The 21,960-nt window shown below is 61.2% G+C and carries 18 protein-coding genes; 17 read left to right on the top strand and 1 reads right to left on the bottom strand.

The features are described 5' to 3' along the window. Positions 1-18 precede the first annotated feature (18 nt). The 15 genes from pilH (at position 19) to madM (ending at position 18,550) form a co-directional block, all read left to right on the top strand. A complete protein-coding gene (gene pilH, locus ABDX87_RS12395; RefSeq protein WP_002551739.1) occupies positions 19-384 on the top strand; it encodes a twitching motility response regulator PilH in 366 nt (121 codons plus the stop codon). A gap of 16 nt (positions 385-400) precedes the next feature. Further along, complete coding sequence (locus ABDX87_RS12390; RefSeq protein WP_346833107.1) at positions 401-940, top strand: chemotaxis protein CheW; 540 nt, start codon at positions 401-403, stop codon at positions 938-940. A gap of 129 nt (positions 941-1,069) precedes the next feature. After that, on the top strand, positions 1,070-3,112 hold the full coding sequence (locus ABDX87_RS12385; protein ID WP_346833106.1) for a methyl-accepting chemotaxis protein: 2,043 nt from the start codon (positions 1,070-1,072) through the stop codon (positions 3,110-3,112). A gap of 36 nt (positions 3,113-3,148) precedes the next feature. Continuing rightward, positions 3,149-9,160, top strand: coding sequence for an Hpt domain-containing protein (locus tag ABDX87_RS12380; RefSeq protein WP_346833105.1), 6,012 nt, complete (start codon positions 3,149-3,151; stop codon positions 9,158-9,160). Further along, a complete protein-coding gene (locus ABDX87_RS12375) occupies positions 9,153-9,644 on the top strand; it encodes a chemotaxis protein CheW (RefSeq protein ID WP_346833104.1) in 492 nt (163 codons plus the stop codon). Before ABDX87_RS12380 ends, ABDX87_RS12375 begins: the two co-directional genes overlap by 8 nt. Positions 9,645-9,957: 313 nt before the next feature. Beyond that, positions 9,958-11,100, top strand: coding sequence for a Fic family protein (locus ABDX87_RS12370; RefSeq protein ID WP_346833102.1), 1,143 nt, complete (start codon positions 9,958-9,960; stop codon positions 11,098-11,100). A gap of 112 nt (positions 11,101-11,212) precedes the next feature. Then, positions 11,213-12,886: a malonate decarboxylase subunit alpha gene (gene mdcA / locus ABDX87_RS12365; RefSeq protein ID WP_346833101.1), complete on the top strand. Its 1,674-nt coding sequence runs from the start codon at positions 11,213-11,215 to the stop codon at positions 12,884-12,886. Further along, positions 12,886-13,773, top strand: a complete 888-nt coding sequence (locus tag ABDX87_RS12360) for a triphosphoribosyl-dephospho-CoA synthase (protein ID WP_346833100.1) — start codon at positions 12,886-12,888, stop codon at positions 13,771-13,773. The genes mdcA and ABDX87_RS12360 overlap by 1 nt, the downstream gene beginning before the upstream one ends. Before the next feature lie 2 nt (positions 13,774-13,775). Further along, entirely contained in the window at positions 13,776-14,075 is a 300-nt protein-coding gene (locus ABDX87_RS12355; protein ID WP_081565088.1) for a malonate decarboxylase subunit delta, read from the top strand. Further along, the gene (locus ABDX87_RS12350) at positions 14,068-14,919 is read left to right on the top strand and encodes a biotin-independent malonate decarboxylase subunit beta (RefSeq protein ID WP_346833099.1); all 852 of its coding nucleotides are present in this window, start codon (positions 14,068-14,070) and stop codon (positions 14,917-14,919) included. Before ABDX87_RS12355 ends, ABDX87_RS12350 begins: the two co-directional genes overlap by 8 nt. After that, on the top strand, positions 14,916-15,719 hold the full coding sequence (gene mdcE, locus ABDX87_RS12345) for a biotin-independent malonate decarboxylase subunit gamma (protein ID WP_346833098.1): 804 nt from the start codon (positions 14,916-14,918) through the stop codon (positions 15,717-15,719). The genes ABDX87_RS12350 and mdcE overlap by 4 nt, the downstream gene beginning before the upstream one ends. After that, the gene (locus ABDX87_RS12340; RefSeq protein ID WP_346833097.1) at positions 15,713-16,351 is read left to right on the top strand and encodes a malonate decarboxylase holo-ACP synthase; all 639 of its coding nucleotides are present in this window, start codon (positions 15,713-15,715) and stop codon (positions 16,349-16,351) included. Before mdcE ends, ABDX87_RS12340 begins: the two co-directional genes overlap by 7 nt. After that, entirely contained in the window at positions 16,348-17,283 is a 936-nt protein-coding gene (mdcH, locus tag ABDX87_RS12335) for a malonate decarboxylase subunit epsilon (RefSeq protein WP_346833096.1), read from the top strand. The genes ABDX87_RS12340 and mdcH overlap by 4 nt, the downstream gene beginning before the upstream one ends. A 66-nt stretch (positions 17,284-17,349) precedes the next feature. Continuing rightward, positions 17,350-17,784 (top strand): malonate transporter subunit MadL, encoded by a 435-nt coding sequence (gene madL, locus ABDX87_RS12330; protein WP_346833095.1) that lies wholly within the window; start codon positions 17,350-17,352, stop codon positions 17,782-17,784. 1 nt (position 17,785) lies between these two features. Continuing rightward, positions 17,786-18,550, top strand: coding sequence for a malonate transporter subunit MadM (gene madM, locus ABDX87_RS12325; RefSeq protein WP_346833093.1), 765 nt, complete (start codon positions 17,786-17,788; stop codon positions 18,548-18,550). A 412-nt stretch (positions 18,551-18,962) separates the two neighbouring features. Here madM and ABDX87_RS12320 read toward each other — a convergent pair whose 3' ends face one another. Continuing rightward, positions 18,963-19,883, bottom strand: a complete 921-nt coding sequence (locus tag ABDX87_RS12320) for a LysR family transcriptional regulator (protein ID WP_346833092.1) — start codon at positions 19,881-19,883, stop codon at positions 18,963-18,965. Positions 19,884-20,050: 167 nt separating this feature from the next. Here ABDX87_RS12320 and trhA point away from each other — a divergent pair, with 167 nt between their 5' ends. Continuing rightward, entirely contained in the window at positions 20,051-20,668 is a 618-nt protein-coding gene (gene trhA, locus ABDX87_RS12315; RefSeq protein WP_346833091.1) for a PAQR family membrane homeostasis protein TrhA, read from the top strand. Positions 20,669-21,143: 475 nt separating this feature from the next. Continuing rightward, positions 21,144-21,920 (top strand): transporter substrate-binding domain-containing protein, encoded by a 777-nt coding sequence (locus ABDX87_RS12310; protein ID WP_346833089.1) that lies wholly within the window; start codon positions 21,144-21,146, stop codon positions 21,918-21,920. The last annotated feature ends 40 nt before the right edge of the window (positions 21,921-21,960 follow it).

Raw genomic sequence — 21,960 nt, 5'->3', positions numbered from 1 at the left:
GTTTCTATGGGGAACACCATGGCTCGAATTCTGATCGTCGATGACTCGCCGACTGAAATGTACAAGCTGACCGGGATGCTGGAAAAACACGGCCACGAGGTTCTCAAGGCTGAGAACGGCGCCGACGGCGTGGCGCTGGCGCGTCAGGAAAAGCCCGACGCTGTGCTGATGGACATTGTCATGCCCGGCCTGAACGGTTTTCAGGCGACGCGTCAACTGACCAAAGACGCTGACACCAACATGATCCCGGTCATCATGATCACCACCAAGGATCAGGAAACCGACAAGGTCTGGGGCAAGCGTCAGGGCGCGCGGGACTACCTGACCAAGCCTGTGGACGAAGAAACCCTCATGAAAACCCTGAACGCGGTCCTGGCAGGCTGAAGGCCGGCCAGCGTTCATGGCTCAGTCGCAAACCGCCTTTCAACTGCTGCTCGATATCGACCAGCGCTGCCGCTCGCTGGCTGCCGGACTGCCTTTGCAGGAAACCCGGCTGCAAGGCTGGAGCGGTATCGGTTTTCGCATGGGCGAGCGCTACTACGTGGCGCCCATGGGCGAGGTCGATGAAATTCTTCACGAGCCGCGTTATGCCACGCTTCCGGGCGTAAAGCCCTGGGTCAAGGGCGTCGCGAACCTGCGCGGGCGGTTGCTGCCGATCATGGACCTGTGCGCGTTCTTCGGCCACGAGCTCTCACCGCTGCGCAAGCAACGCCGGGTGCTGGTGATCGATCACCATGAGGTCTTCGCCGGGTTGCTGGTCGATGAGGTCCTGGGAATGCAGCACTTCAGTGAGCGCAGCCTGATGCCGGAGTCGCTCGAAGACAGCGATCCCGCCATTGCCCCATATGTTCAAGGTCGATTCTTGCGTGAGCAGGCCTGGCGGGTTTTCAGTCCCAGAATCCTGGTGCAGTCGCCGGGGTTCATGGATGTCGCGCTTTAATACGGTCGGGCAGAGCACCGAAGACGCGTGTCGTCTTCGCAGTCGCGCCTGCCGTACATCGTGTGCATCCCGACTGTTGACGTTCGGGCGCTCCAAAATCAAACCGAGGTTCAGGCGGAGCCCTGAGAAATGAGTAATACCGGCAAGTCACTCGAAGGCGCACGCAGCCGCTCGCAGATCATCGCGCTGTTCGTGGGCCTGATTGTTTTTATCATGCTGCTGTTCGTCAATTTTGCGTACCTGAGCACGCAATCCAACTACGACAAGCAGTACATCGGCCACGCGGGCGAGTTGCGCGTGTTGTCGCAGCGGATCGCCAAGAACGCCACCGAGGCGGCGGCCGGCAAGGCGGCAGCGTTCAAGCTGCTCGCCGATGCACGAAACGACTTCGATACCCGTTGGCAGTACCTCAAAAAGGGCGACAAAAACACCGGCCTGCCCGCTGCGCCCGCTGAAGTCGGCGATGAGCTCAAAGCCGTGCAGATTGACTGGGAAAATCTGCGAAAAAGCACGGATGTGATTCTCTCCCGCGAACAAACCGTTTTGTCCCTGCATCAGGTGGCGGCCACTTTGGCCGAGACCATTCCGCAACTGCAGATCGAGTCGGAAAAAGTCGTCGATATCCTTCTGCAGAACCGCGCGCCGGCCAGTCAGGTCGCCCTTGCTCAACGACAGTCCTTGCTCGCCGAACGCATTTTGGGGGCGGTGAACACGGTGCTCTCGGGAGACGAAACGGCTGTGCAGGCCGCCGACGCTTTCGGGCGTGACGCCAGCCAGTTCGGTCGTGTGCTCAACGGCATGCTGGAGGGCAATGCAACGCTTAAAATCACTCAGGTCGAAGACCGCGACGCCAAGGCCCGGCTGGCGGAAATCGCCGAGTTGTTCCAGTTCGTGTCGGGATCGGTCGACGAGATTCTGGAAACTTCGCCGGAATTGCTGGAAGTGCGCGAGGCCGCAGGCAACATTTTCAATCTGTCGCAAACCCTGCTGGACGAAGCGTCGCTGTTGGCCAACAGCTTCGAACATCTGGCGGGCGGTCGCACCACCAACAGCTACGGCGGCTACATTCTCGGCCTGCTGGCCTTGGCTTCGATCATCCTGATCGGCCTGGTGATGGTGCGTGAAACCAACCGTCAACTGCGCGAAACCGCCGAGAAGAACGAGCGCAACCAGACGGCGATCATGCGTCTGCTCGATGAAATCGAAGACCTGGCCGACGGCGATCTGACGGTGGCGGCCTCGGTGACCGAAGACTTCACTGGCGCCATTGCCGACTCCATCAACTACTCCATCGATCAATTGCGTGAGCTGGTGGCGACCATCAACCTCACGGCCGAGCAGGTCTTCGGCGCGGTGAAGGACACCCAGACCACGGCGACCCAACTGGCCGCAGCGTCCGAACATCAGGCACTGCAGATTGCTGCCGCGTCGAATGCGGTCAATGACATGTCCCGTTCTGTGGAGCAAGTGTCGGCGAATGCCTCCGAGTCGGTCGCCGTGGCGGAACGTTCCGTGGCCATTGCCAACAAGGGCAACGAAGTGGTGCACAACACCATCAACGGCATGGACAACATTCGCGAGCAGATCCAGGACACGTCCAAACGGATCAAGCGCCTCGGCGAGTCTTCCCAGGAAATCGGCGACATCGTCAGCCTGATCGACGACATTGCCGACCAGACCAACATTCTTGCTCTCAATGCGGCGATTCAGGCGTCCATGGCGGGCGATGCCGGGCGCGGGTTTGCCGTGGTGGCGGACGAGGTGCAGCGTCTGGCCGAGCGTTCGTCGTCAGCCACCAAGCAGATCGAAACGCTGGTCCGGGCGATTCAAAATGACACCAACGAAGCGGTAATCTCCATGGAGCAGACGACCACCGAAGTGGTGCGTGGCGCACGATTGGCGCAGGATGCCGGTGTGGCGCTGGAAGAAATTGAAGGTGTTTCCAAGGTACTCGCCGCGCTTGTGGAAAGTATTACCCATGCCGCGCAACAGCAGGCCGCGTTGGGTCAGCAGATTTCAGCCACCATGACCGTCATCCAGCAGACCACCACACAAACCACGTCGGGCACGGCCGCCACTGCGCAGAGCATGGGTAATCTGGCGAAGATGGCCAGCGATATGCGCCGCTCGGTGTCCGGTTTTACACTGCCGGCATCACGGGATCAGCATTGATCGTCACGCCAAACGACTTGGGCAACTGGAGCGATCATGGCTGACCGTCACGACTATGTGGCCCTGGAGTGGGTCAAGGGCGAAATAGCCGAAACCCTCAAGCATGCACGGCAGGCGCTGGACGCCTTTGTCGCGCGTCCTCATGACCCGTCCGCGATGGAAGTCTGCCTGGACTTCATCCACCAGGTGCACGGCAGCCTGCAGATGATCGAGTTCTATGGCGCTGCTTTGTTTGCCGAGGAAATCGAGCAGCTGGCGCTGGCCCTGCAACAAGGGCACGTGGTTCAGGAAGCCGAAGCGATTCAGTTGCTGCATCAAGCGATGAGTCAGCTGCCGGTGTATCTGGAGCGTGTGCATTCCGCTCGTCGCGACCTGCCGCTGGTGGTGTTGCCGCTGCTCAATGACCTGCGCAGCGCCCGTGGTGAAAGCCTGCTCTCCGAAACCAGTCTGTTTTCGCCGCAATTGCTCTCCGTTCCTGAACTCGATGCCCGGACCCTGGCCGAGCGGGACAGCCCCGAATTACCGGCAAAACTGCGCAAGCTGCGTCAGACACTGCAAACCGCACTGGTGGGCTTGCTGCGCGAGCAGGATGTCCAGACGCAGCTGGATTACATGGGCAAGGTATTCGCGCGACTTGAAGCCTTGTGCAAGGACGCGCCGCTTGAGCCACTGTGGCGCATCACCTCGGCGCTGGTCGAAACCATGGCCAATGGCAACTTCACCAACAGCCCGGCCTTGCGCAGTCTGTTCAAGGACGCTGACAAGGAGCTCAAGCGTCTTCTTGAACAGGGCATCGCCGGAATCAACCAGCCCGCGCCAGACGAGCTCCTGAAAAGCCTGCTGTTCTACATCGCCAAATCTGACAGTCAGGCCCAGAGGATGATGGATTTGAAGGATCAATATGGCCTTGCCGAGGCGTTGCCGGAAAGCGCGCTCGTGGATGAAGAACGCGCACGGATGGCCGGGCCTGATCGCGATGCCATGCGCTCGGTGATCATTGCGCTATGTGACGAACTGGTCCGCACCAAGGAACGCCTGGATGTGTTCGTGCGGGGCGATCGTCAGCACGTCAGCGAGCTCAATACCTTGTTGCCGCCGCTTCGACAGATTGCCGATACCTTGGCGGTGCTGGGCTTCGGCCAGCCGCGCAAGGTCATCATCGACCAGTTGACGGTGGTTCAAGGCATGGCCCAAGGGCAGCGTGAGCCCGATGACGCCAGCTTGATGGATGTCGCGGGTGCCTTGCTGTACGTCGAAGCGACGCTGGCGGGTATGGCCGGCACGGTCGATCAGAGCAGCCCCGAAGAGAGCCGCCTGCCCACCACGGATCTGAGCCAGATCCATCAGTTGGTGATCAAGGAAGCGCGCGTGGTGCTGCAACAGGCCAAGGACGTCATCGACGATTACATCGACGGCGAACTGGACCGCGAACGACTGGCACCGCTGTCCGCCCAACTCATTCAGGTGCGCGGCGCACTGGCGATGATTCCGCTGGCGCGGGCGTCCGGTCTGCTGGCGGCGTGCAACGACTACATCATCGAACATTTGCTCGCCGACGAAGCGCGCCCGGTCTGGTCGCAGCTCGATCACTTCGCCGACGTCATCATCGGGATCGAGTATTACCTGGAGCGTATGGCCGAGGATCCGGAAGCGCCGGGCGAGCATGTGCTGGACTTGGCGCAAGAGAGCCTGGCCAAGCTGGGTTATTCGCCGGTCGCGGATATCGTCGACTTACCAGTGCTCGAAGAGGTCATCAGCCACGAAGAATTGAGCGAACTGCATGAACAGCAAGCGCTCGTCAGGCCGAATCAAAGCATTGCCGAAGTGCTGGCCACGCCGTTATCCACGGTCAACCCGCCCGCCAGGCATGTGCCTGCCAGCCTGTTGCCGCCGCCCAAGGGCGAAGCAGCGGTGGATGATGAGCTGCGGGACGTGTTCCTGGAGGAGGCCGATGAGGTGCTCGCCGCGCTGCGCGAGTACTTGCCGCGCTGGTTGGCCGATTCCAGCAACGTGACTGCGCTGGCCGAAATTCGCCGGGCCTTCCACACCCTCAAAGGCAGCGGCCGGATGGTTCGGGCCCTGATCCTGGGCGAGCTGGCGTGGTCGGTGGAAAACCTGCTGAACCGCGTGCTGGAGGGCAGTGTCGAGCCTGACGGTCCGGTGCATCAGTTGCTGATCGATGTTCAGATGCTGTTGCCGGACGTGATTCGTGATTTCGCCGAAGACGTTCAGCGGCAGCGCGACGATGTCGACCTGCTGGCGGCACGCGCGCATGCGTTGGCTCAGGGCGAAAAGGTTGAGCCTGCCACGCCGGCGCCTGCTCAGGTTGTCGAGCTGGAAGAAGAAAGCTTCGACCCGCAATTGCTGGAAATCTTCCGTCAGGAAGCTCAGACGCACCTGGAAACGCTCAATCGTTACCTCGAGGCGTCTGCGCTGGAAGAGTCTGCGGCGTTCAGCGACGAGTTGTTGCGTGCGCTGCATACCTTGAAAGGCAGCGCCTACATGGCGGGCGTGCTGCCGATGGCTGAGCTGGCAAGCCCCCTGGACCAGCTGGTGCGTGAGTTCAAGACCAACCATCTGGCTGTCGGTCAGCCTGAAATCGAGTTGCTGCGATCTGCCGAACCCCTGTTTCACAAAGGGCTGGCGCAACTGAAAGTCGATCCATTGATGCCGATCGACGGTGCGGCGGCCTTTATCGACGCTGCTCGCGCGTTGCTCGATGCGCGGATGGCCGAAGCCCTCAGCGATGACAACAACGGACTGCGCAGCCGTCGTAATCCGCAGTTGATCGCCAGTTTCCTGGCCGAAAGCATGGACATCCTGCTGGACGCTGAAAACCTGCTCAAGCGCTGGCAGCAGCATCCGGGAGAGCGTCAGGAACTCAATGCGCTGCTCGATGAGCTGACCATGCTGGGGCACGGTGCGCACATGGCCGACCTGCCGCAGGTGGACGAGCTGTGCGAAGCCTTGCTGGACCTGTACGGTGCGGTGGAAGAAAGCAGTCTTGCCGTCAGCGAACGCTTCTTTCATGAGGCCGAGAACGCCCATGAAGCGCTGATCAACATGCTCGATCAGATTGCTGCAGGCCAGCAGGTTCAGGCGTGTCCTGAACGCGTCAAAGCACTGCGCGAGTTGCTCGACGAAGCGCTGGATCCTGGCGCGATGGGCGTGATCAAGAGCGAGGGTGGGCTGGCCACGAGCGTGACCGAGCTCGGGGAGGCAACGGCGGTGGTGGACGCTGAATTCGAAGAGATCAAGCCGCCTCAACAGCCGACACGCGATGACCTGGATCAGGAGATTGTCGACATCTTCCTCGAAGAAGCCGTCGATATCCTGGACGGTGCGGGTCAGGCGTTACAGCGTTGGCTGGATGACCCCGAAAACCCGCTGCCGCTGTCGTCGCTGCAACGTGACCTGCACACCCTCAAGGGTGGCGCGCGCATGGCTGAAATCGGCGAGGTGGGTGACCTTGGCCACGAGTTGGAGTCGCTGTATGAAGGCCTGATTGACCGACGTTGCTCGTACACGCCTGAATTGGCGGCGCTGCTGGTGCGCAGCCACGATCACCTTGCACAGATGCTCGTACAACTGCAGAACCGTGCACCGCTGGCCGATCCCGAACCGGTGATCGAGGCGATTCGCGAGTTCCGCCAGAATCACTGTTATGTGCTGCCTCACGAAGGTGGCGCGCGTAACGTCGGTTCGATGATCCAACCGCTGGATGAGCGTGATCCAGAACTGCTGGAGATCTTTCTCGAAGAAGCCGACGACATCATCGAAAGCTCCAGCGCGGCGCTGGTGCGCTGGCAGGCCGACCCGCAGAACACGCTGGAAGTTGAAAACCTGCTGCGCGACCTGCACACGCTCAAAGGTGGCGCGCGCATGGTCGAAATCGCTCCGATCGGTGATCTCGCCCATGAGCTGGAGTCGCTCTATGAGGGGTTGGCGTCCGGGGCGCTGAAAAACAGTGCGTTGCTTAACGGTCTGCTGCAAAGCGGCCACGACATGCTCGCCGACATGGTCGATGCCGTTCGGGGTTACGAGCCCCTGCCCAATCCCGCGTTGCTGATCGACAGCATTGCGCAGTATTCGTCGCCGGGCGCGATTCAGGAAGTCGCCAGCAAGCCTCAGGAAGAGCCGGTAGTGATGGCGCCTGCACCCGGCGCAGAGCCCGCAGCGGCAGCGGCGGATGCCGACACTGAGCGCGCTGGACCGGAAATGGTCAAGGTGCCGGCCGAACAGCTGGAGGATCTGGTCAATCTGGCGGGTGAAACCTCGATCTTCCGTGGCCGCATCGAACAGCAGGTCAGCGATGCGCAGGTCACCCTGGCCGAGATGGAGACCACCATCGAGCGGATGCGCGATCAGCTGCGGCGTCTGGACATCGAAACCCAAGGGCGCATTCTCAGTCGAGATCATCAGTCCGAACGATCGGGTTACGAAGAGTTCGACCCGCTGGAAATGGACCGACACTCGCAACTGCAGCAGTTATCACGCGCGTTGTTCGAGTCGGCGTCCGACCTGATGGACCTCAAGGAAACGCTGGACACCCGAACGCACGAAGCCGAGACGCTCTTGTTGCAACAGGCGCGGGTGAACACCGAGCTTCAGGAAAACCTGATGCGCACGCGCATGGTGCCCTTCGAGCGCATGGTGCCGCGCTTGCGTCGGATCGTGAGACAGGTGTCCGGCGAGCTGAACAAGAAGGTCAAGTTCGATGTGGTCAACGCCGAAGGCGAAATGGACCGCAACGTGCTCGAACGCATGGTCGCGCCGCTGGAGCACATGCTGCGTAACGCCGTCGATCACGGTCTGGAGAGCGGTGAGAAGCGCCTGGCGGCCGGCAAGCCGGAGACGGGTCATATCACCTTGAGCCTGACCCACGAGGGTGGCGATATCGTCATCGACATGAGCGACGACGGCGCCGGTGTCGATTTCGAAGCGGTACGTCGCAAGGCGATCAAGCGTGGTCTGATCAGTCCGGACGCCGAGCTGAGCGAGCACGACACGCTGCAGTTCATCTTGCAGGCGGGCTTTTCGACCGCCGAGACGATCACTCAGATATCGGGACGTGGCGTCGGCATGGATGTGGTGCACGCCGAGGTCAAAGAGCTGGGCGGCTCGATGGTCATCGATTCCCGGTCGGGGCAGGGCGCGCGCTTCCGTATTCGTCTGCCGTTCTCGGTGTCGGTCAATCGTGCACTGATGGTGCAGTGTGGCGAAGAGCAATATGCCGTGCCGCTGAACAGTGTCGAAGGCATCGTGCGGGTGATGCCCGGCGAGTTAGAGGCCTGTTACCAGTCCACGCCGCCGCGTTACCAATACCGCGAACGCAGTTATGAGCTGCGGTATCTGGGCGAACTGCTGAACAACGGCCAGCCGCCGAAGCTGATTGGCCAGACGCAGCCGCTGCCCGTGTTGCTGGTGCATGTGCATGATCAATGGGTGGCGGTGCAAGTCGATGCGCTGGCGGGTTCTCGAGAGATAGTGGTCAAAAACCTGGGGGCGCAATTCGCCGGTGTTCAGGGGATTTCCGGCGCGACGATTCTGGGGGACGGGCGTGTGGTGTTGATTCTCGACCTGTTCGCGCACATCCGCCGTTTGCATGCGCGGATGCTGGCGCTGCAGGTCTCCGGTCAGGCGCCGACGCCGTTTGTCGAAACGGAGCAGGTCAGGCCCTTGCTCGTCATGGTGGTGGACGATTCGGTCACGGTGCGCAAGGTCACCGGCCGGTTGCTCGAGCGCAACGGCATGAACGTCTTGACCGCCAAAGACGGAGTAGACGCCATGGCGTTGCTGCAGGAGCACACACCGGACGTGATGCTGCTGGACATCGAAATGCCGCGCATGGATGGTTTTGAGGTCGCCAGCAAAGTGCGCCAAGACGAGGCGCTGAAGCATCTGCCGATCATCATGATCACCTCCCGCTCCGGCCAGAAACACCGCGACCGCGCCATGGCGCTGGGGGTGAACGACTACATGAGCAAGCCGTATCAGGAAGCGGCGTTGCTGGAGAGCATCGCGCACTGGAGTCATGTGCATGTCTGATACCACCACCCAGACCACCCGCCTGACCAGCCTCACCGGATTGCTCATTCCCTTGAGCGACCGGCATTTACTGCTGCCCAACGTCGCGGTGGCCGAGCTGATCGACTACCAAGACAGCATCGCCGACCCCGCCGCACCCCAGTGGTACCTGGGGCCGATCAACTGGCGCAACCGCAGCCTGCCGCTGCTGAGCTTCGAAGCGGCCTGCGGCGGCCGTGCCCGCGTGGGCGGCCGCGCCCGCATCGTCGTGCTCAACGCGCTGGGCGGTCGCCCCGATCTCAAATTCATAGCCCTGCTGACCCAAGGCATTCCTCGCTCTTGCAAGCTCGACAGCCAGCTCAGCTACGTCGACGTCGCGCTCTCCGAGCTGGAGCTGGCGGCGGTGCAGGTCGGCGAAACCATCGCAAAAGTCCCCGACCTGGTGGCGCTGGAACAATCGCTGGTGGACGCGGGACTGGTGCAGGTCGCCGGACCGGGGATTTGAGCGGAGTTGCTTTCAGGCTTTGACTCTGCCGCAGGCCTACGCGTTCGGCAGAAGCGAGCGAGTGGCACGGTTTAACGCTTTTGATTCTGGCCGGAGGCCGTGGGAGCGTGGCTTGTCCCGCGATCTGCCGCGAAGCGGCAGTAAAACCAGACGCTTTGGCCGTTTCAGGCATACCGCATTTACCGAATCCTCCACTACCTGCTACCCGATATTTAGTTGGGCCCTGTGGACTATGAGCCGAATAGGTCGCATATTTGGCTCACATTATGAGCCGAATAGACGTTTTATTCGGCTCACTCTTCGCGAGGTTTCTGTGAGTCAGTCGTTGAAATGGATTTGGCAGCGTGCCAGATGGCCCGCTTTTACTTGGGATGTGCAGACGTTGGCGCCTGTCTTGCGGGCTTGCACGCAGGCGCAGGGAAGGCTGCTGGGCATGATGGGTGCTGCGGGAACTCATGCCAGTGCGCAGAGCGAACTGGATGCGTTGCTGCAGAACGTCATCACTTCGTCCGCTATTGAAGGCGAGCAATTGAATGTCGGGTCTGTGAGGTCATCTCTGGCGCGGCGGCTTGGCATCGAGAGTGATGAGCGGGTGACGCCTCGCAGCGAAGGCTTGGCTGAGCTGATGCTTGATGCCACACAGCAGCATCAGGCGCCGTTGACTCCAGAAAGACTGATGCGATGGCATAGTCTGCTTTTCCCTGACTCGTCGTCATTGCTCTCGAACAATATTCTGGTAGGAGTTCTGAGAGGATCCGAGCCTATGCAGGTGGTGTCGGGTCGGATTGACCGTCCGGTCGTTCATTTCGAAGCGCCGCCTCGCGAGGGGTTGGAGAAACGCATGGACGACTTCTTCTACTGGTTCAACAGCAGCCAGTTCGACACTACGCTGGACCCACTGATACGAGCAGGTATCGCGCATTTCTGGTTCGTGACCTTACACCCTTTCGATGACGGAAATGGGCGATTGACGAGGGCGATCACCGACTTGGCACTGGCGCAGGCGGAAAATCAGGCTATTCGTTTTTATGCCATGTCGGCCAGCATTCTTAACAGTCGGCAAGAGTATTACCGGATCCTTGAGGCTTCTCAGCGTGGCGCACTGGACCTGACGGCGTGGCTTTCATGGTTCCTGCAAATCCTGCTTCACACGCTTGATCAGGCGGTATTGCGGATCGATCGGGTGTTGGCCAATGCGCGGTTTTGGCAGCAGCACAGGAAGGACGGTTTGTCCCTGGAGCAAATCAAGGTGCTCAACCGGTTGCTTAACGGCGATCTGCTCGCTGAAAAAGTAGGTACTGGGTTCGAAGGCGGCATCAGTGCCGCGCAATATCAGGCCGTTGCCAAGGTCAGTAAGGCCACTGCCACCCGCCATCTGTCCGATCTCTTGGACAAAGGTTGTCTGCAGAAGCTGCCAGGCGGAGGCCGTAGCACGCGATATCAGATCGCGAGATGAGCACAGCCGACCAATCATTACTCTAACCGTAACGATCCGCGCTGCTGCTTGATTGATGCCCCAACCCCATAGCTCCTAATGTGACCCACGACAGCGAACTCGTGGAGTCAGCATGACTACAACAACGAAACTTGACCCGCGCTGGTCGCGTCGTCGCAGCGAAAAGCAGCGGCGGCTCGAGCTAGTGCGTTTCTTCGCCGATGGCGTTGTACTGCCCACCGACAAGATCGTCGCGGCATTGGAGGCGTTGATTGCGCCCGGTGACCGTGTGGTGCTTGAAGGTAATAACCAGAAGCAGGCGGATTTCCTCTCCCGTTCGCTGGTCAAGGCCGATCCCGGCAAGCTGCATGACCTGCACATGATCATGCCCAGCGTCGGGCGTGCCGAACACCTGGATCTGTTCGAACGCGGCATCGCCCGCAAGCTCGATTTTTCTTTCGCCGGTACGCAAAGCCTGCGCATCAGCCAGTTGCTGGAAGACGGCCTGCTGGAAATCGGTGCGATCCACACCTACATCGAGCTGTATTCCCGCTTGCTGGTCGACCTGATTCCCAATGTCGTGCTGTCTGCCGGGTTCATGGCTGACCGCGCGGGCAACATCTACACCGGCGCGAGCACCGAGGACACGCCTGCCCTGATCGAACCGGCCGCGTTCAGCGACGGGATCGTCATCGTGCAGGTCAACCAGTTGGTGGACGACGTCAGCGACTTGCCGCGTGTGGACATTCCGGCATCGTGGGTCGACTTCGTGGTCGTCGCCGACAAGCCGTTCTACATCGAGCCGCTGTTCACCCGCGACCCGCGCCACATCAAGCCCGTGCATGTCTTGATGGCGATGATGGCGATCCGCGGGATCTACGAGAAACACAACGTTCAGTCGCTCAACCACGGCATCGGTTTCAACACCGCCGCCATCGAATTGATCCTGCCGACCTACGGCGAGTCATTGGGTTTGAAGGGCAAGATCTGCCGCAACTGGACGCTCAATCCCCACCCGACCCTGATTCCTGCCATCGAAAGCGGCTGGGTCGAAAGCGTGCATTGCTTCGGCACCGAGTTGGGCATGGAAAACTACATCGCTGCCCGGCCGGACGTGTTCTTCACGGGGCGCGACGGCTCGATGCGCTCCAACCGCATGATGTGCCAGCTGGCCGGTCAGTACGCGGTGGACCTGTTCATCGGCGCCACGTTGCAAGTGGACGGCGACGGGCACTCCTCGACCGTGACACGGGGTCGTCTCGCGGGTTTCGGCGGCGCGCCGAACATGGGGCACGACCCGCGCGGTCGGCGTCACAGCACGCCGGCCTGGCTCGACATGCGTCAGCAGAACCCGGACACCGATGCGTACCTGAAGCGCGGCAAGAAGCTCGTGGTGCAGATGGTTGAAACCTTCCAGGAAGGCGGCAAGCCCACATTTGTAGAGACACTGGACGCCGTCGAGGTGGCGAAGAAAAGCGGCATGCCGCTGGCGCCGATCATGGTCTACGGCGACGACGTGACTCACCTGCTCACCGAAGAAGGCATCGCCTATCTGTACAAGGCGCGCACGCTGGAAGAGCGTCAGGCGATGATCGCTGCCGTTGCGGGCGTGACGTCCATTGGCCTGCGCCACAACCCAAAAGACACCGCCCGCATGCGCCGTGAAGGGCTGATCGCTTTGCCGGAAGACCTGGGCATTCGCCGCACTGATGCCAGCCGAGAATTGCTGGCGGCCAAAAGCATTGCCGAACTGGTCGAGTGGTCCGGTGGTTTGTACAACCCACCTGCGAAATTCAGGAGTTGGTGATGCGCGCACTCAACGTAGCGTTTGAAGCCGCTCCGCGGTCCTTGCCGCTGGCCGAGCGACTGGCCGACCTCGCGGTGGATGCACTGATCGACGAGGCCGATCTGTCGCCAAAACCGGCATTGGTAGACCGTCGCAGCAGCGGTGCGCACAAGGATCTGCACTTGGGTCTGATGCACGCCTCGGCGTTGTCGCTGTGGCCTGCGTTTAAGGAAATGGCTGAAGCTACCATCGAGATCGGTGAAATCGGCCAACCGCTGCGCGAGGCGATCGGGCGCATTGGCCGGGACGGCGAAGTCGCGATGATGCGCACCACCCAAGGTGTGAACACCCACCGTGGCGCGATCTGGGCGCTGGGGTTGCTGGTCACTGCTGCGGCGCTCGATCCGTCTGATCTTTCAGCTGCAGGTCTTGGTCTGCGTGCGGGTTGCCTGGCGCTGGTCGAGGATCGAAACCTGCCTGCTCAGCACAGCCACGGCGCCGAAGTCGCCCGTAAATACGGTGCGATGGGGGCGCGCGAACAAGCGCAAATGGGCTTCCCCGCAGTCACTCAAAAAGGTTTGCCACAACTGCAACGCAGCCGCGCCACCGGCCATGGCGAACAGAATGCGCGGCTCGATGCGCTGCTGGCGATCATGACCACGCTGTCCGACACCTGCGTGTTGTACCGCGCGGGCGAACACGGCCTGTCCACCATGCAGCGCGGCGCACAACGGGTGCTGGATGCCGGTGGCAGCGCGACCCTGAGTGGTCGGCGAGCCCTGCACGAACTGGATCAGCAACTGCTGAGCCTGAATGCATCACCGGGTGGTGCCGCCGATTTGCTTGCCGCTTGCCTGTTTATCGATTGCCTTGAGCCTGCGCTCGGCGATGAAACGAGGAATGTCTGATCATGGAAACCTTGTCTTTTGAATTCCCCGCTGGCCAGCCCCCGCTGGGGCGCGCGCTGGTGGGTTGTGTCGGTTCTGGTGACCTCGAAGTCATGCTGGAACCCGGTCTGCCAGGCAAATTGACCATTCAGGTCGTCACCTCGGTCAACGGCAGTTCAGCCCGCTGGCAGCATCTTTTCGAGCGCATGTTCGATGGCCAGACACCGCCTGCCATGAGCATCGACATCCACGACTTCGGTGCAACGCCCGGTGTCGTCCGGCTGCGGCTGGAGCAGGGCTTCGAGGAGATCGGCCATGACTGACAATGCCCATTTGTTGAAGCAGCACAGCTTCGTCGAACTCGGTGCGCGGCAGCGTGCTCGGGCCCTGCTCGACGCAGGCAGTTTTCGGGAGCTGATCGATCCGTTCGCACGAATGACGTCGCCCTGGTTACCCAAGCAAGGCGTGGTTCCGCAGGCCGACGACGGTGTGGTGGTCGCTAAAGGTGCTATCGGCGGAAAGCCGGTGGTGGTGTGCGCCATCGAAGGCAACTTTCAGGGCGGCAGCATGGGCGAAGTCGGCGGCGCGAAAATGGCTGGCGCACTGGAGCTGGCGGCCGAGGATAACCGCAAGGGCATTCCGACCGCCGCTGTTTTGTTGCTGGAAACCGGCGGCGTGCGCCTGCAGGAAGCCAACCTCGGGCTCGCGGCCATCGCTGAAATCCATGCGGCAATCGTCGATCTGCGTCGCTATCAGCCGGTGATTGGCGTGGTGGCGGGCAGCGTGGGTTGCTTTGGCGGCATGTCCATTGCGGCAGGGTTGTGCAGCTATCTGGTGGTGACTCAGGAAGCGCGTCTGGGCCTGAACGGCCCGCAGGTGATCGAGCAGGAAGCGGGCATCGAAGAATACGATTCGCGCGACCGGCCTTTCATCTGGAGCATCACCGGCGGCGAGCAACGCTTTGCCAGCGGTCTGGTGGATGCGTTCGTTGCCGATGACGTTGCCGCCGTTCAACAGCACGTCGAAGACCTGCTGCATAAGGGCAAGCCCGAGCAGGAGCGCAGTAGCCAGTACGCGCTGTTCCTGCAGCGTCTTGGCCAAGTGGATACAACGACGCAGATCGACCCCGCCGCCGTGCGCAGCCTGTATCAAGGAGAAAAGCCATGAGCAGCTATTCGACCCGTGGTTTGAAGTGGTTCAACGCGCTGGCCGCCCATGCGGTTGAAGTACCGGGACTGCCCACATCCGTGAAAGCCGCCGACGGCACAATGGGCGATCAACGTGCGCGTTTTCTTGCAGTCGTTACCGACCCTGATAATCGTTTTCCTCGTGCCCGCGCTGGCGAGGTCGGCTTGCTGGAAGGCTGGGGCCTGGCGCAGGCCGTGGACGCCGCTATCGAGCTGGATCGCCAGAGCGAGAACAAGCGTGCGCTGATCGCAATCATCGATGTGCCAAGCCAGGCCTATGGACGCCGGGAAGAAGCGTTAGGCATTCATCAGGCGCTGGCAGGTGCGGTGGACGCTTATGCCCGCGCGCGTCTGGCGGGTCATCCGGTGATCGGTCTGTTGGTCGGCAAAGCCATGTCCGGCGCCTTTCTCGCTCACGGCTATCAGGCCAACCGCCTGATCGCCCTGCGCGATCCCGGTGTGATGGTGCACGCGATGGGCAAGGCTTCGGCCGCTCGCGTGACGTTGCGCAGCGTCGAAGAACTGGAAAAACTCGCCGCGAGCATTCCGCCCATGGCGTACGACATCGACAGCTACGCAGGCCTCGGTTTGTTGTGGGAAACCCTGTCGGTGAGTCAGATCGAACAGCCTTCGGCGTCCGATATCAGTGCGGTTCAGGAGTGCCTGACGGCCGCGATCAAAGACGCTCAAACAGGTGGCAATGACCTGAGTTCGCGGCTGGGCGCGCCAAACCGTTCGACGTCCTCGAAGGTGCGCGAACTGCTGCGGGCGCAGTGGTAATGAGCAGCTGCCTGCCGGTCTGGCCCCATGATCTGCTGTGGGGTCTGTCCGTGGCCGACGTGCCTGCCGATGCGCCTGCATGGGTGACCGGGGTGGTCGGCGCGGGGCAGCCGGTGGTCGTGCGTCGGGCGCAGGTTGCAGAGGGTTTGGTGGCGGTGGGCGTTCGTGGTCATTCGCGCGATCAGCGTTATGCCACGGCCATGAGAGTGGCCGATATCACGCGCCGTGTTCGTCCTGAAGAATTGATCGAGGCCGTAGATAACCAGACGGCCGACTGGCCTGCCTTGCGCGCGCTGAGGCAAATGCGTCCGGTGATGGACGCGTTGGGTTTGCCGTGGGGCGTTGCAGGCAGCGTCGGGTTCGAACTGGCGTGCGGTGCAGCGGTGCTGCATCAGGACAGCGATCTGGACCTGATCCTGCGCACCCCGGCGTTCTTCAGTCGTGAACAGGCTGCCGCATTGGTCGATGCGCTGGAAGCCGCGGTGTGCCGGATCGACCTGCAACTTCAGACGCCCGCGGGCGCTGTGGCCTTGCGCGAATGGGCAGGCCCGGCGCGTCAGGTCTTGCTCAAAGCCGATGACGCGGCGCGTCTGGTGGTCAACCCATGGTTGCCGGAGGATTGCGCAGCATGAGCAGCTTCTGGGTGTTTCCGGGCCAAGGCGCGCAGCAGCCGGGCATGCTGCACAGATTGTCCGCCGATCCTTTGGTGAGTGAATGCCTGCGCGAAGCCAGCGACGCGCTCAACGAAGACGTGCTGGATCTGGATACGCCCCATGCGTTGCAGTCCACTCGTGCCGTTCAGCTGTGTTTGCTGATCGCCGGCGTTGCCTGTTCGCGGCTGCTCATGGCCCAGAACTGCACACCGGATTACGTGGCCGGGCTGTCGATTGGCGCTTACCCGGCAGCGGTCATCGCCGGTGCCTTGAGCTTCTCCGACGCCGTGCGACTGGTCGCGCTGCGCGGCGAATTGATGCAGAGCGCTTACCCCACAGGCTATGGCATGACCGCGTTGATCGGTCTGGATCAAACCACCGTCGAGAGCCTGGTATTGCAGGTACACAGTCCTGACACGCCGGTTTATCTCGCCAACATCAACGCCGACAACCAGTTCGTCATCGCCGGCAGCGATCAGGCGATGGCACGTGTCGCCGCTCTGGCAAAAGAGCAGGGCGCGGCAGCGGCCAAACGCCTGGCCGTCAGCGTGCCTTCGCATTGCGAGCTGTTGAGCGAGCCCGCGGAAACCCTGGCACAGGCCTTCGCGCAGGTCTCGGTTCAGGTGCCGACCTTCAAGTACTTGAGCGGCAGCACGGCCCGGCCGGTATTCAATGCCGACAAATTGCGTGACGACCTGGCGTTCAACATGTGCCGGGTCATTGACTGGCGCAGCACCGTGCAAACCGCCTACGAGCGTGGCGCACGTCTGCACATCGAATTGCCGCCCGGCACCGTGCTCACGGGGCTGGCGCGACGCGTCTTTGAACAAGGATCCGCAGTCGCCTTCCAGGGCGCCCGGCTGGATACGCTGAGCGCATTGTCGCGAGAGGAGGAACGTCGCCACCCATAACCGACTGCTGCTTTCGAAGGAACACAAAAACAACAACTTCGACGATGCAAATTGAGGGCAATAACAATGATTATTTATGGTGTCGCGTTACTCGCTATCTGCACCCTTGCGGGGGTGATTCTCGGTGACCTGCTCGGTGTCCTGCTAGGCGTCAAATCCAACGTCGGCGGTGTCGGGATCGCGATGATCCTGCTGATCTGCGCCCGACTCTTCATGCAAAAGCGCGGTGGGATGAGCGAAGGCTGCGAAATGGGCGTCGGCTTCTGGGGCGCGATGTACATTCCGGTCGTTGTGGCCATGGCCGCACAACAGAACGTCGTCACAGCGCTCAAGGGCGGCCCGATTGCCGTGATCGCCGCCGTCGGTTCGGTCATCATCTGTGGCTGCACGATTGCAGTCATCAGCCGGACCAATAAAGGCGCGCCGTTGCCCAAAGAGGACGAAGCCGCCACGGAGGCTGCGGTGATCACGCCGACTGTCTCCCCTGTAGGAGGCCGTTGATATGTGGGATCTCATTCAGAAAGACCTGATCAGCCAGGGCCTCGTGACGGCGTTCGCCGTCGTTGGTGTGGTGATGTGGATTTCCGTGGTGCTGTCCAAGCGTCTGACCTTCGGCCGGATTCATGGCTCGGCCATTGCCATCGTGATCGGCCTGGTGCTGGCGTGGGTGGGCGGCGTGATGACCGGCGGGCAAAAAGGGCTCGCGGACCTGGCGCTGTTTTCCGGGATCGGTTTGATGGGCGGCGCGATGCTGCGTGACTTCGCCATCGTTGCCACGGCGTTTGAAGTGCAGGCGACCGAGGCGAAGAAAGCAGGGTTGATCGGCGCTATTTCGCTGTTTCTGGGCACGCTGCTGCCGTTCATTGTCGGCTCGTGCGTGGCGTATGCCTTTGGCTATCGCGATGCCGTGAGCATCACCACCATCGGCGCGGGCGCGGTGACCTATATCGTAGGGCCGGTGACGGGCGCAGCGCTGGGCGCGACTTCGGACGTCATGGCGCTGTCGATTGCCACCGGCCTGATTAAGGCGATTCTGGTGATGGTCGGCACACCGATGGCGGCCCGCTGGATGGGGCTCGATAACCCGCGTTCGGCGATGGTGTTTGGCGGTCTGGCCGGAACAGTGAGCGGCGTGACAGCGGGTCTGGCAGCGACGGATCGGCGTCTGGTGCCGTACGGCGCGCTGACCGCAACATTTCACACCGGGCTGGGCTGCCTGTTGGGGCCTTCGCTGCTGTACTTCATCGTGCGCGGGATTTTGGGGTGATCTTGTTGGATATCACGCACGCTGCTTTTGATTCTGGCCGAAGGTCGTAGGAGCGCGCTTGCCCGCGATTGCGGCATGTCAGCCGACGGCAATGCTGAATGATCGACCGCATTCGTCCGAGTGCGGCCCAGACCCTCGTAACCTCGGACTGCTCCTACAGTAAGCGCGGCGTTCCGAAGACTTGGGGACGACGCTGACACTGTGAGAGCGAGCTTGTTGGCGAATGTGGAGGGTCATTGACATTGAGGGTGAATGCCCCACCGCATTCGTCCGAGTGCGGCCCAGACGCTCGTAACCTCGGACTGCTCCTACGGGGAGCGCGGCGTTCCGAAGACTTGGGCACGACGCTGACACTGTGGGAGCGAGCTTGCTCGCGAATGCGGCGGGTCATCGACCACCCATCTGGAACGCGTTAAACCTGCTCTAACCGGTTCGAATACATCCGGCACTCGGCCAACAGTGCCAACAGGTTCGGATCGCGCTCGCGGGCCTTGAGGAACACCAGGCCAATGTGCTGCTGCATGCGGTAACGCGCTTGCAGCGGTATCAGGCGCACGCGGTTCTCGTAGACGGCCGCGATTCTCCCCGGCAGCAGGGCGTACCCCACGCCCGAGCTGACCATGCTCAAAAGCGTGAAGATATCGTTGACCTGCATCGCCACTTTCGGTTCGAACCCTGCCTGTTGAAACACTCTCGCACCGTCGCGGTGAGTGGCAAAGCCCTGGGTCAGCGTGATGAAGGTGGCCTCGCGCAGGTCACTCAGGTCGACCTCGCTTTGTTGGGCGAAGGGCGAGTCGGCGGGTGTGGCCAGAAAGATATCGTCAGAGAAAAGCGCCAACTGCTCGCAATCCGGATCGCTCACGCTCTCGTTGAGCGACACCAGAATGGCGTCGACTTCCATGTTCTTCAGCTTGTAGAAAAGGTCGATGTTCGAGCCCAGGATCAAGTCGATGTTCAGCTCGCTGCGGCGGATCTTCAGGCCCATGATCAGCTGCGGCACGGTTTTGACCGTCAGCGAATACAGCGCCCCGAGCTTGAAGCGCGCCGCAGAGAATCCCGCCGCCGCGCGGGTTTGCTCGACCGTGTTCAACACATCCTGCACCAGTTTCTGCGCGCGCTCTTCCAGCACGTAGGCGCTTTCCATCGGCGTCAGGTTGCGGCCTTCATGCTTGAACAGCGGGCAGCGCAACGCGCTTTCCAGTGAGTGAATCGCCCGATGAACGCTGACGGTGCTGGTCTGCAACTCTGCGGCCGCGCGCGCCAGATTGCCGGTGCGCATGAAGGCGAGGAAAATTTCCAGTTTTTTGAGGGTCAGCTCTTCGTCGATCTGCATCGTGTCGTTCCCGGAACACTTTCTTGTTCTTCGAGCGCCCGATTGTGCCGAAGTCACCGGGCGCTGGCTGCATTAAATTCTCGTTAAGGCTGACACATGCATTGCGCTTTGGCGTCATAAGCTGGAGCCTTACAGGCTGTCGTGCAACTGAGAGAGGTTTTTAACGGATGTACTACGGAGAAAAATTCAACGCCTGGACCCACCTCGTGGGTGCGGTACTGGCATCGATCGGGGCGGTCTGGCTGCTGGTGATCGCAAGTCTCACCGGTGATGTGTGGAAGATCGTCAGCGTTGCCGTGTACGGTGTCGCGCTGGTGCTGTTGTACAGCGCATCGACGGTTTATCACAGCGTGCGTGGCCGGGCGAAGGTGATCATGCAGAAGGTCGATCACTTTTCGATCTATCTGCTGATTGCGGGCAGCTACACGCCATTCTGTCTGGTCACGTTACGCGGACCATGGGGCTGGACGCTGTTCGGAATTGTCTGGGGCCTGGCGGTGATCGGTACGCTCCAGGAGATCAAGCCGCGTTCGGAGGCGCGGGTGATGTCCATCGTGATCTACGCCGTGATGGGCTGGATCGTGCTGGTGGCGGTCAAGCCGCTGATGGCCGCGCTGGGGACGGCCGGGTTTACCTGGCTTGCACTGGGTGGGGTGCTCTATACCGTCGGTATCATTTTCTTCGCATACGACAAACGTTTCCGCCACTGGCACGGCATCTGGCACCTGTTTGTGATCGCCGGAAGTCTGCTGCATTTCGTGGCGATCACAGCGTATGTGCTGTAGCGAGGCTCTGGCTCCTGCACTGTAAGCCGCAAGGCATCGGAACACCGCGATCACTGTAGGAGCAGTCCGAGGTTACGAGGGTCTGGGCCGCACTCGGACGAACGCGGTGGGTCATTCACCATCAATGCTCAATGACCCAACGCCTTCGTCGGAGTCCCGCCCAGACCAAGTCGTTCCCACAGGTTGGGTGTACGCCCAAACCATGGAACGCCGCGCTCCCTGTCTGCCGATATCCATGCGCCGCTTCAGTGCATGTCCTCCCTCGTTTCACTGCTCACTTTCTGCTCACCCCACAGCCCGCAAGCGTTCACGCATCCGCACCAAACCTGAATCCCTTCGCACCCGATTGAAGCATTTAATTCATTAATTTTATTTGTTGAATTATTTGATTCGTCACCCTAGTCTGATCCTCGAAACGCCTGGTGAAGTGGCGAGGCGGCCTTCTTGGACTGACTGATTGATCGGGGAGCAAGACATGAACGTGAAAGTACTGTTAGGCATGGCCGTAGCAACCGCATTTTCCGCTTCCACATGGGCGGCAGACTGGACCGTCGGCGCCAACGTCGGCAACGTGCCGTGGGAGTTTCAGGACGCGAAAGGCGAGATTGTCGGCTTTGAAGTCGATGTCGTGAAAGAAGTCGCCAAGCGCGCAGGCAAGACCGTCGAGTTCGTCAATATTCCGTTCAACGGCCTGTTCAGCGCGGTGCAGTCCAAACGTGCGGACATCGCCATCTCCTCGATCACTATCACTCCAAAACGCCTCGAATCGGTCGGCTTCGCCCAGCCTTATTACGACAGTGACCAGTCGCTGTCGGTCCTCACCAAATCCGGCATCACAGGCCTCAAGGACATGGATGGCAAGGTGGTCGGCGTCGACACCGGCTCTACCGGCGACATGTGGGTGAACGCGCATCAGGCCGAGTACAAGTTCAAGGAAGTGTCCCGCTACGAAGGGCTTTCACCGGCCATGCTCGACCTGGCTTCGGGCCGCATGGACGGCTACATCAGCGATATCCCGGCGGTCCTGTACTACATCAAGGACAAGCCGCAGTACAAAGTGGTCGCGCGTATTCCGACCGGCGAAAAGTACTCGCTGATGCACGCCAAAGGCTGGGAATCGGCCACGCAGGTCAACGACATCATCACCGCCATGAAGAAAGAAGGCGTGATCGCCGGGTTGCACAAGAAGTGGTTCGGGGCTGACGCCGACCCGGAATCCAGCACCGTCAAAGTGGTTGATGTCCTCAAGTAACCACTGACTGTTCATACCCACGCCAGCCGCTGTCCGCCAT

The sequence above is a fragment of the Pseudomonas abietaniphila genome, assembly GCF_039697315.1.
GTDB lineage: Bacteria > Pseudomonadota > Gammaproteobacteria > Pseudomonadales > Pseudomonadaceae > Aquipseudomonas > Aquipseudomonas abietaniphila_B.
Note: the sequence above shows the minus strand (reverse complement) of the source record. Positions and strands in the feature narration are given on the sequence as shown.

Excerpts from the sequence above, each read along its gene's own strand:
- ABDX87_RS12350 (WP_346833099.1), top strand. The coding sequence starts at position 14,068 with ATGACTGACAATGCCCATTTGTTGAAGCAGCACAGCTTCGTCGAACTC.
- ABDX87_RS12360 (WP_346833100.1), top strand. The coding sequence starts at position 12,886 with ATGCGCGCACTCAACGTAGCGTTTGAAGCCGCTCCGCGGTCCTTGCCG.
- ABDX87_RS12355 (WP_081565088.1), top strand. The coding sequence starts at position 13,776 with ATGGAAACCTTGTCTTTTGAATTCCCCGCTGGCCAGCCCCCGCTGGGG.
- ABDX87_RS12310 (WP_346833089.1), top strand. The coding sequence starts at position 21,144 with ATGAACGTGAAAGTACTGTTAGGCATGGCCGTAGCAACCGCATTTTCC.
- madM (WP_346833093.1), top strand. The coding sequence starts at position 17,786 with ATGTGGGATCTCATTCAGAAAGACCTGATCAGCCAGGGCCTCGTGACG.
- ABDX87_RS12390 (WP_346833107.1), top strand. The coding sequence starts at position 401 with ATGGCTCAGTCGCAAACCGCCTTTCAACTGCTGCTCGATATCGACCAG.
- ABDX87_RS12375 (WP_346833104.1), top strand. The coding sequence starts at position 9,153 with ATGTCTGATACCACCACCCAGACCACCCGCCTGACCAGCCTCACCGGA.
- ABDX87_RS12385 (WP_346833106.1), top strand. The coding sequence starts at position 1,070 with ATGAGTAATACCGGCAAGTCACTCGAAGGCGCACGCAGCCGCTCGCAG.
- madL (WP_346833095.1), top strand. The coding sequence starts at position 17,350 with ATGATTATTTATGGTGTCGCGTTACTCGCTATCTGCACCCTTGCGGGG.
- trhA (WP_346833091.1), top strand. The coding sequence starts at position 20,051 with ATGTACTACGGAGAAAAATTCAACGCCTGGACCCACCTCGTGGGTGCG.
- mdcH (WP_346833096.1), top strand. The coding sequence starts at position 16,348 with ATGAGCAGCTTCTGGGTGTTTCCGGGCCAAGGCGCGCAGCAGCCGGGC.
- mdcA (WP_346833101.1), top strand. The coding sequence starts at position 11,213 with ATGACTACAACAACGAAACTTGACCCGCGCTGGTCGCGTCGTCGCAGC.
- mdcE (WP_346833098.1), top strand. The coding sequence starts at position 14,916 with ATGAGCAGCTATTCGACCCGTGGTTTGAAGTGGTTCAACGCGCTGGCC.
- ABDX87_RS12380 (WP_346833105.1), top strand. The coding sequence starts at position 3,149 with ATGGCTGACCGTCACGACTATGTGGCCCTGGAGTGGGTCAAGGGCGAA.
- pilH (WP_002551739.1), top strand. The coding sequence starts at position 19 with ATGGCTCGAATTCTGATCGTCGATGACTCGCCGACTGAAATGTACAAG.
- ABDX87_RS12320 (WP_346833092.1), bottom strand. The coding sequence starts at position 19,883 with ATGCAGATCGACGAAGAGCTGACCCTCAAAAAACTGGAAATTTTCCTC.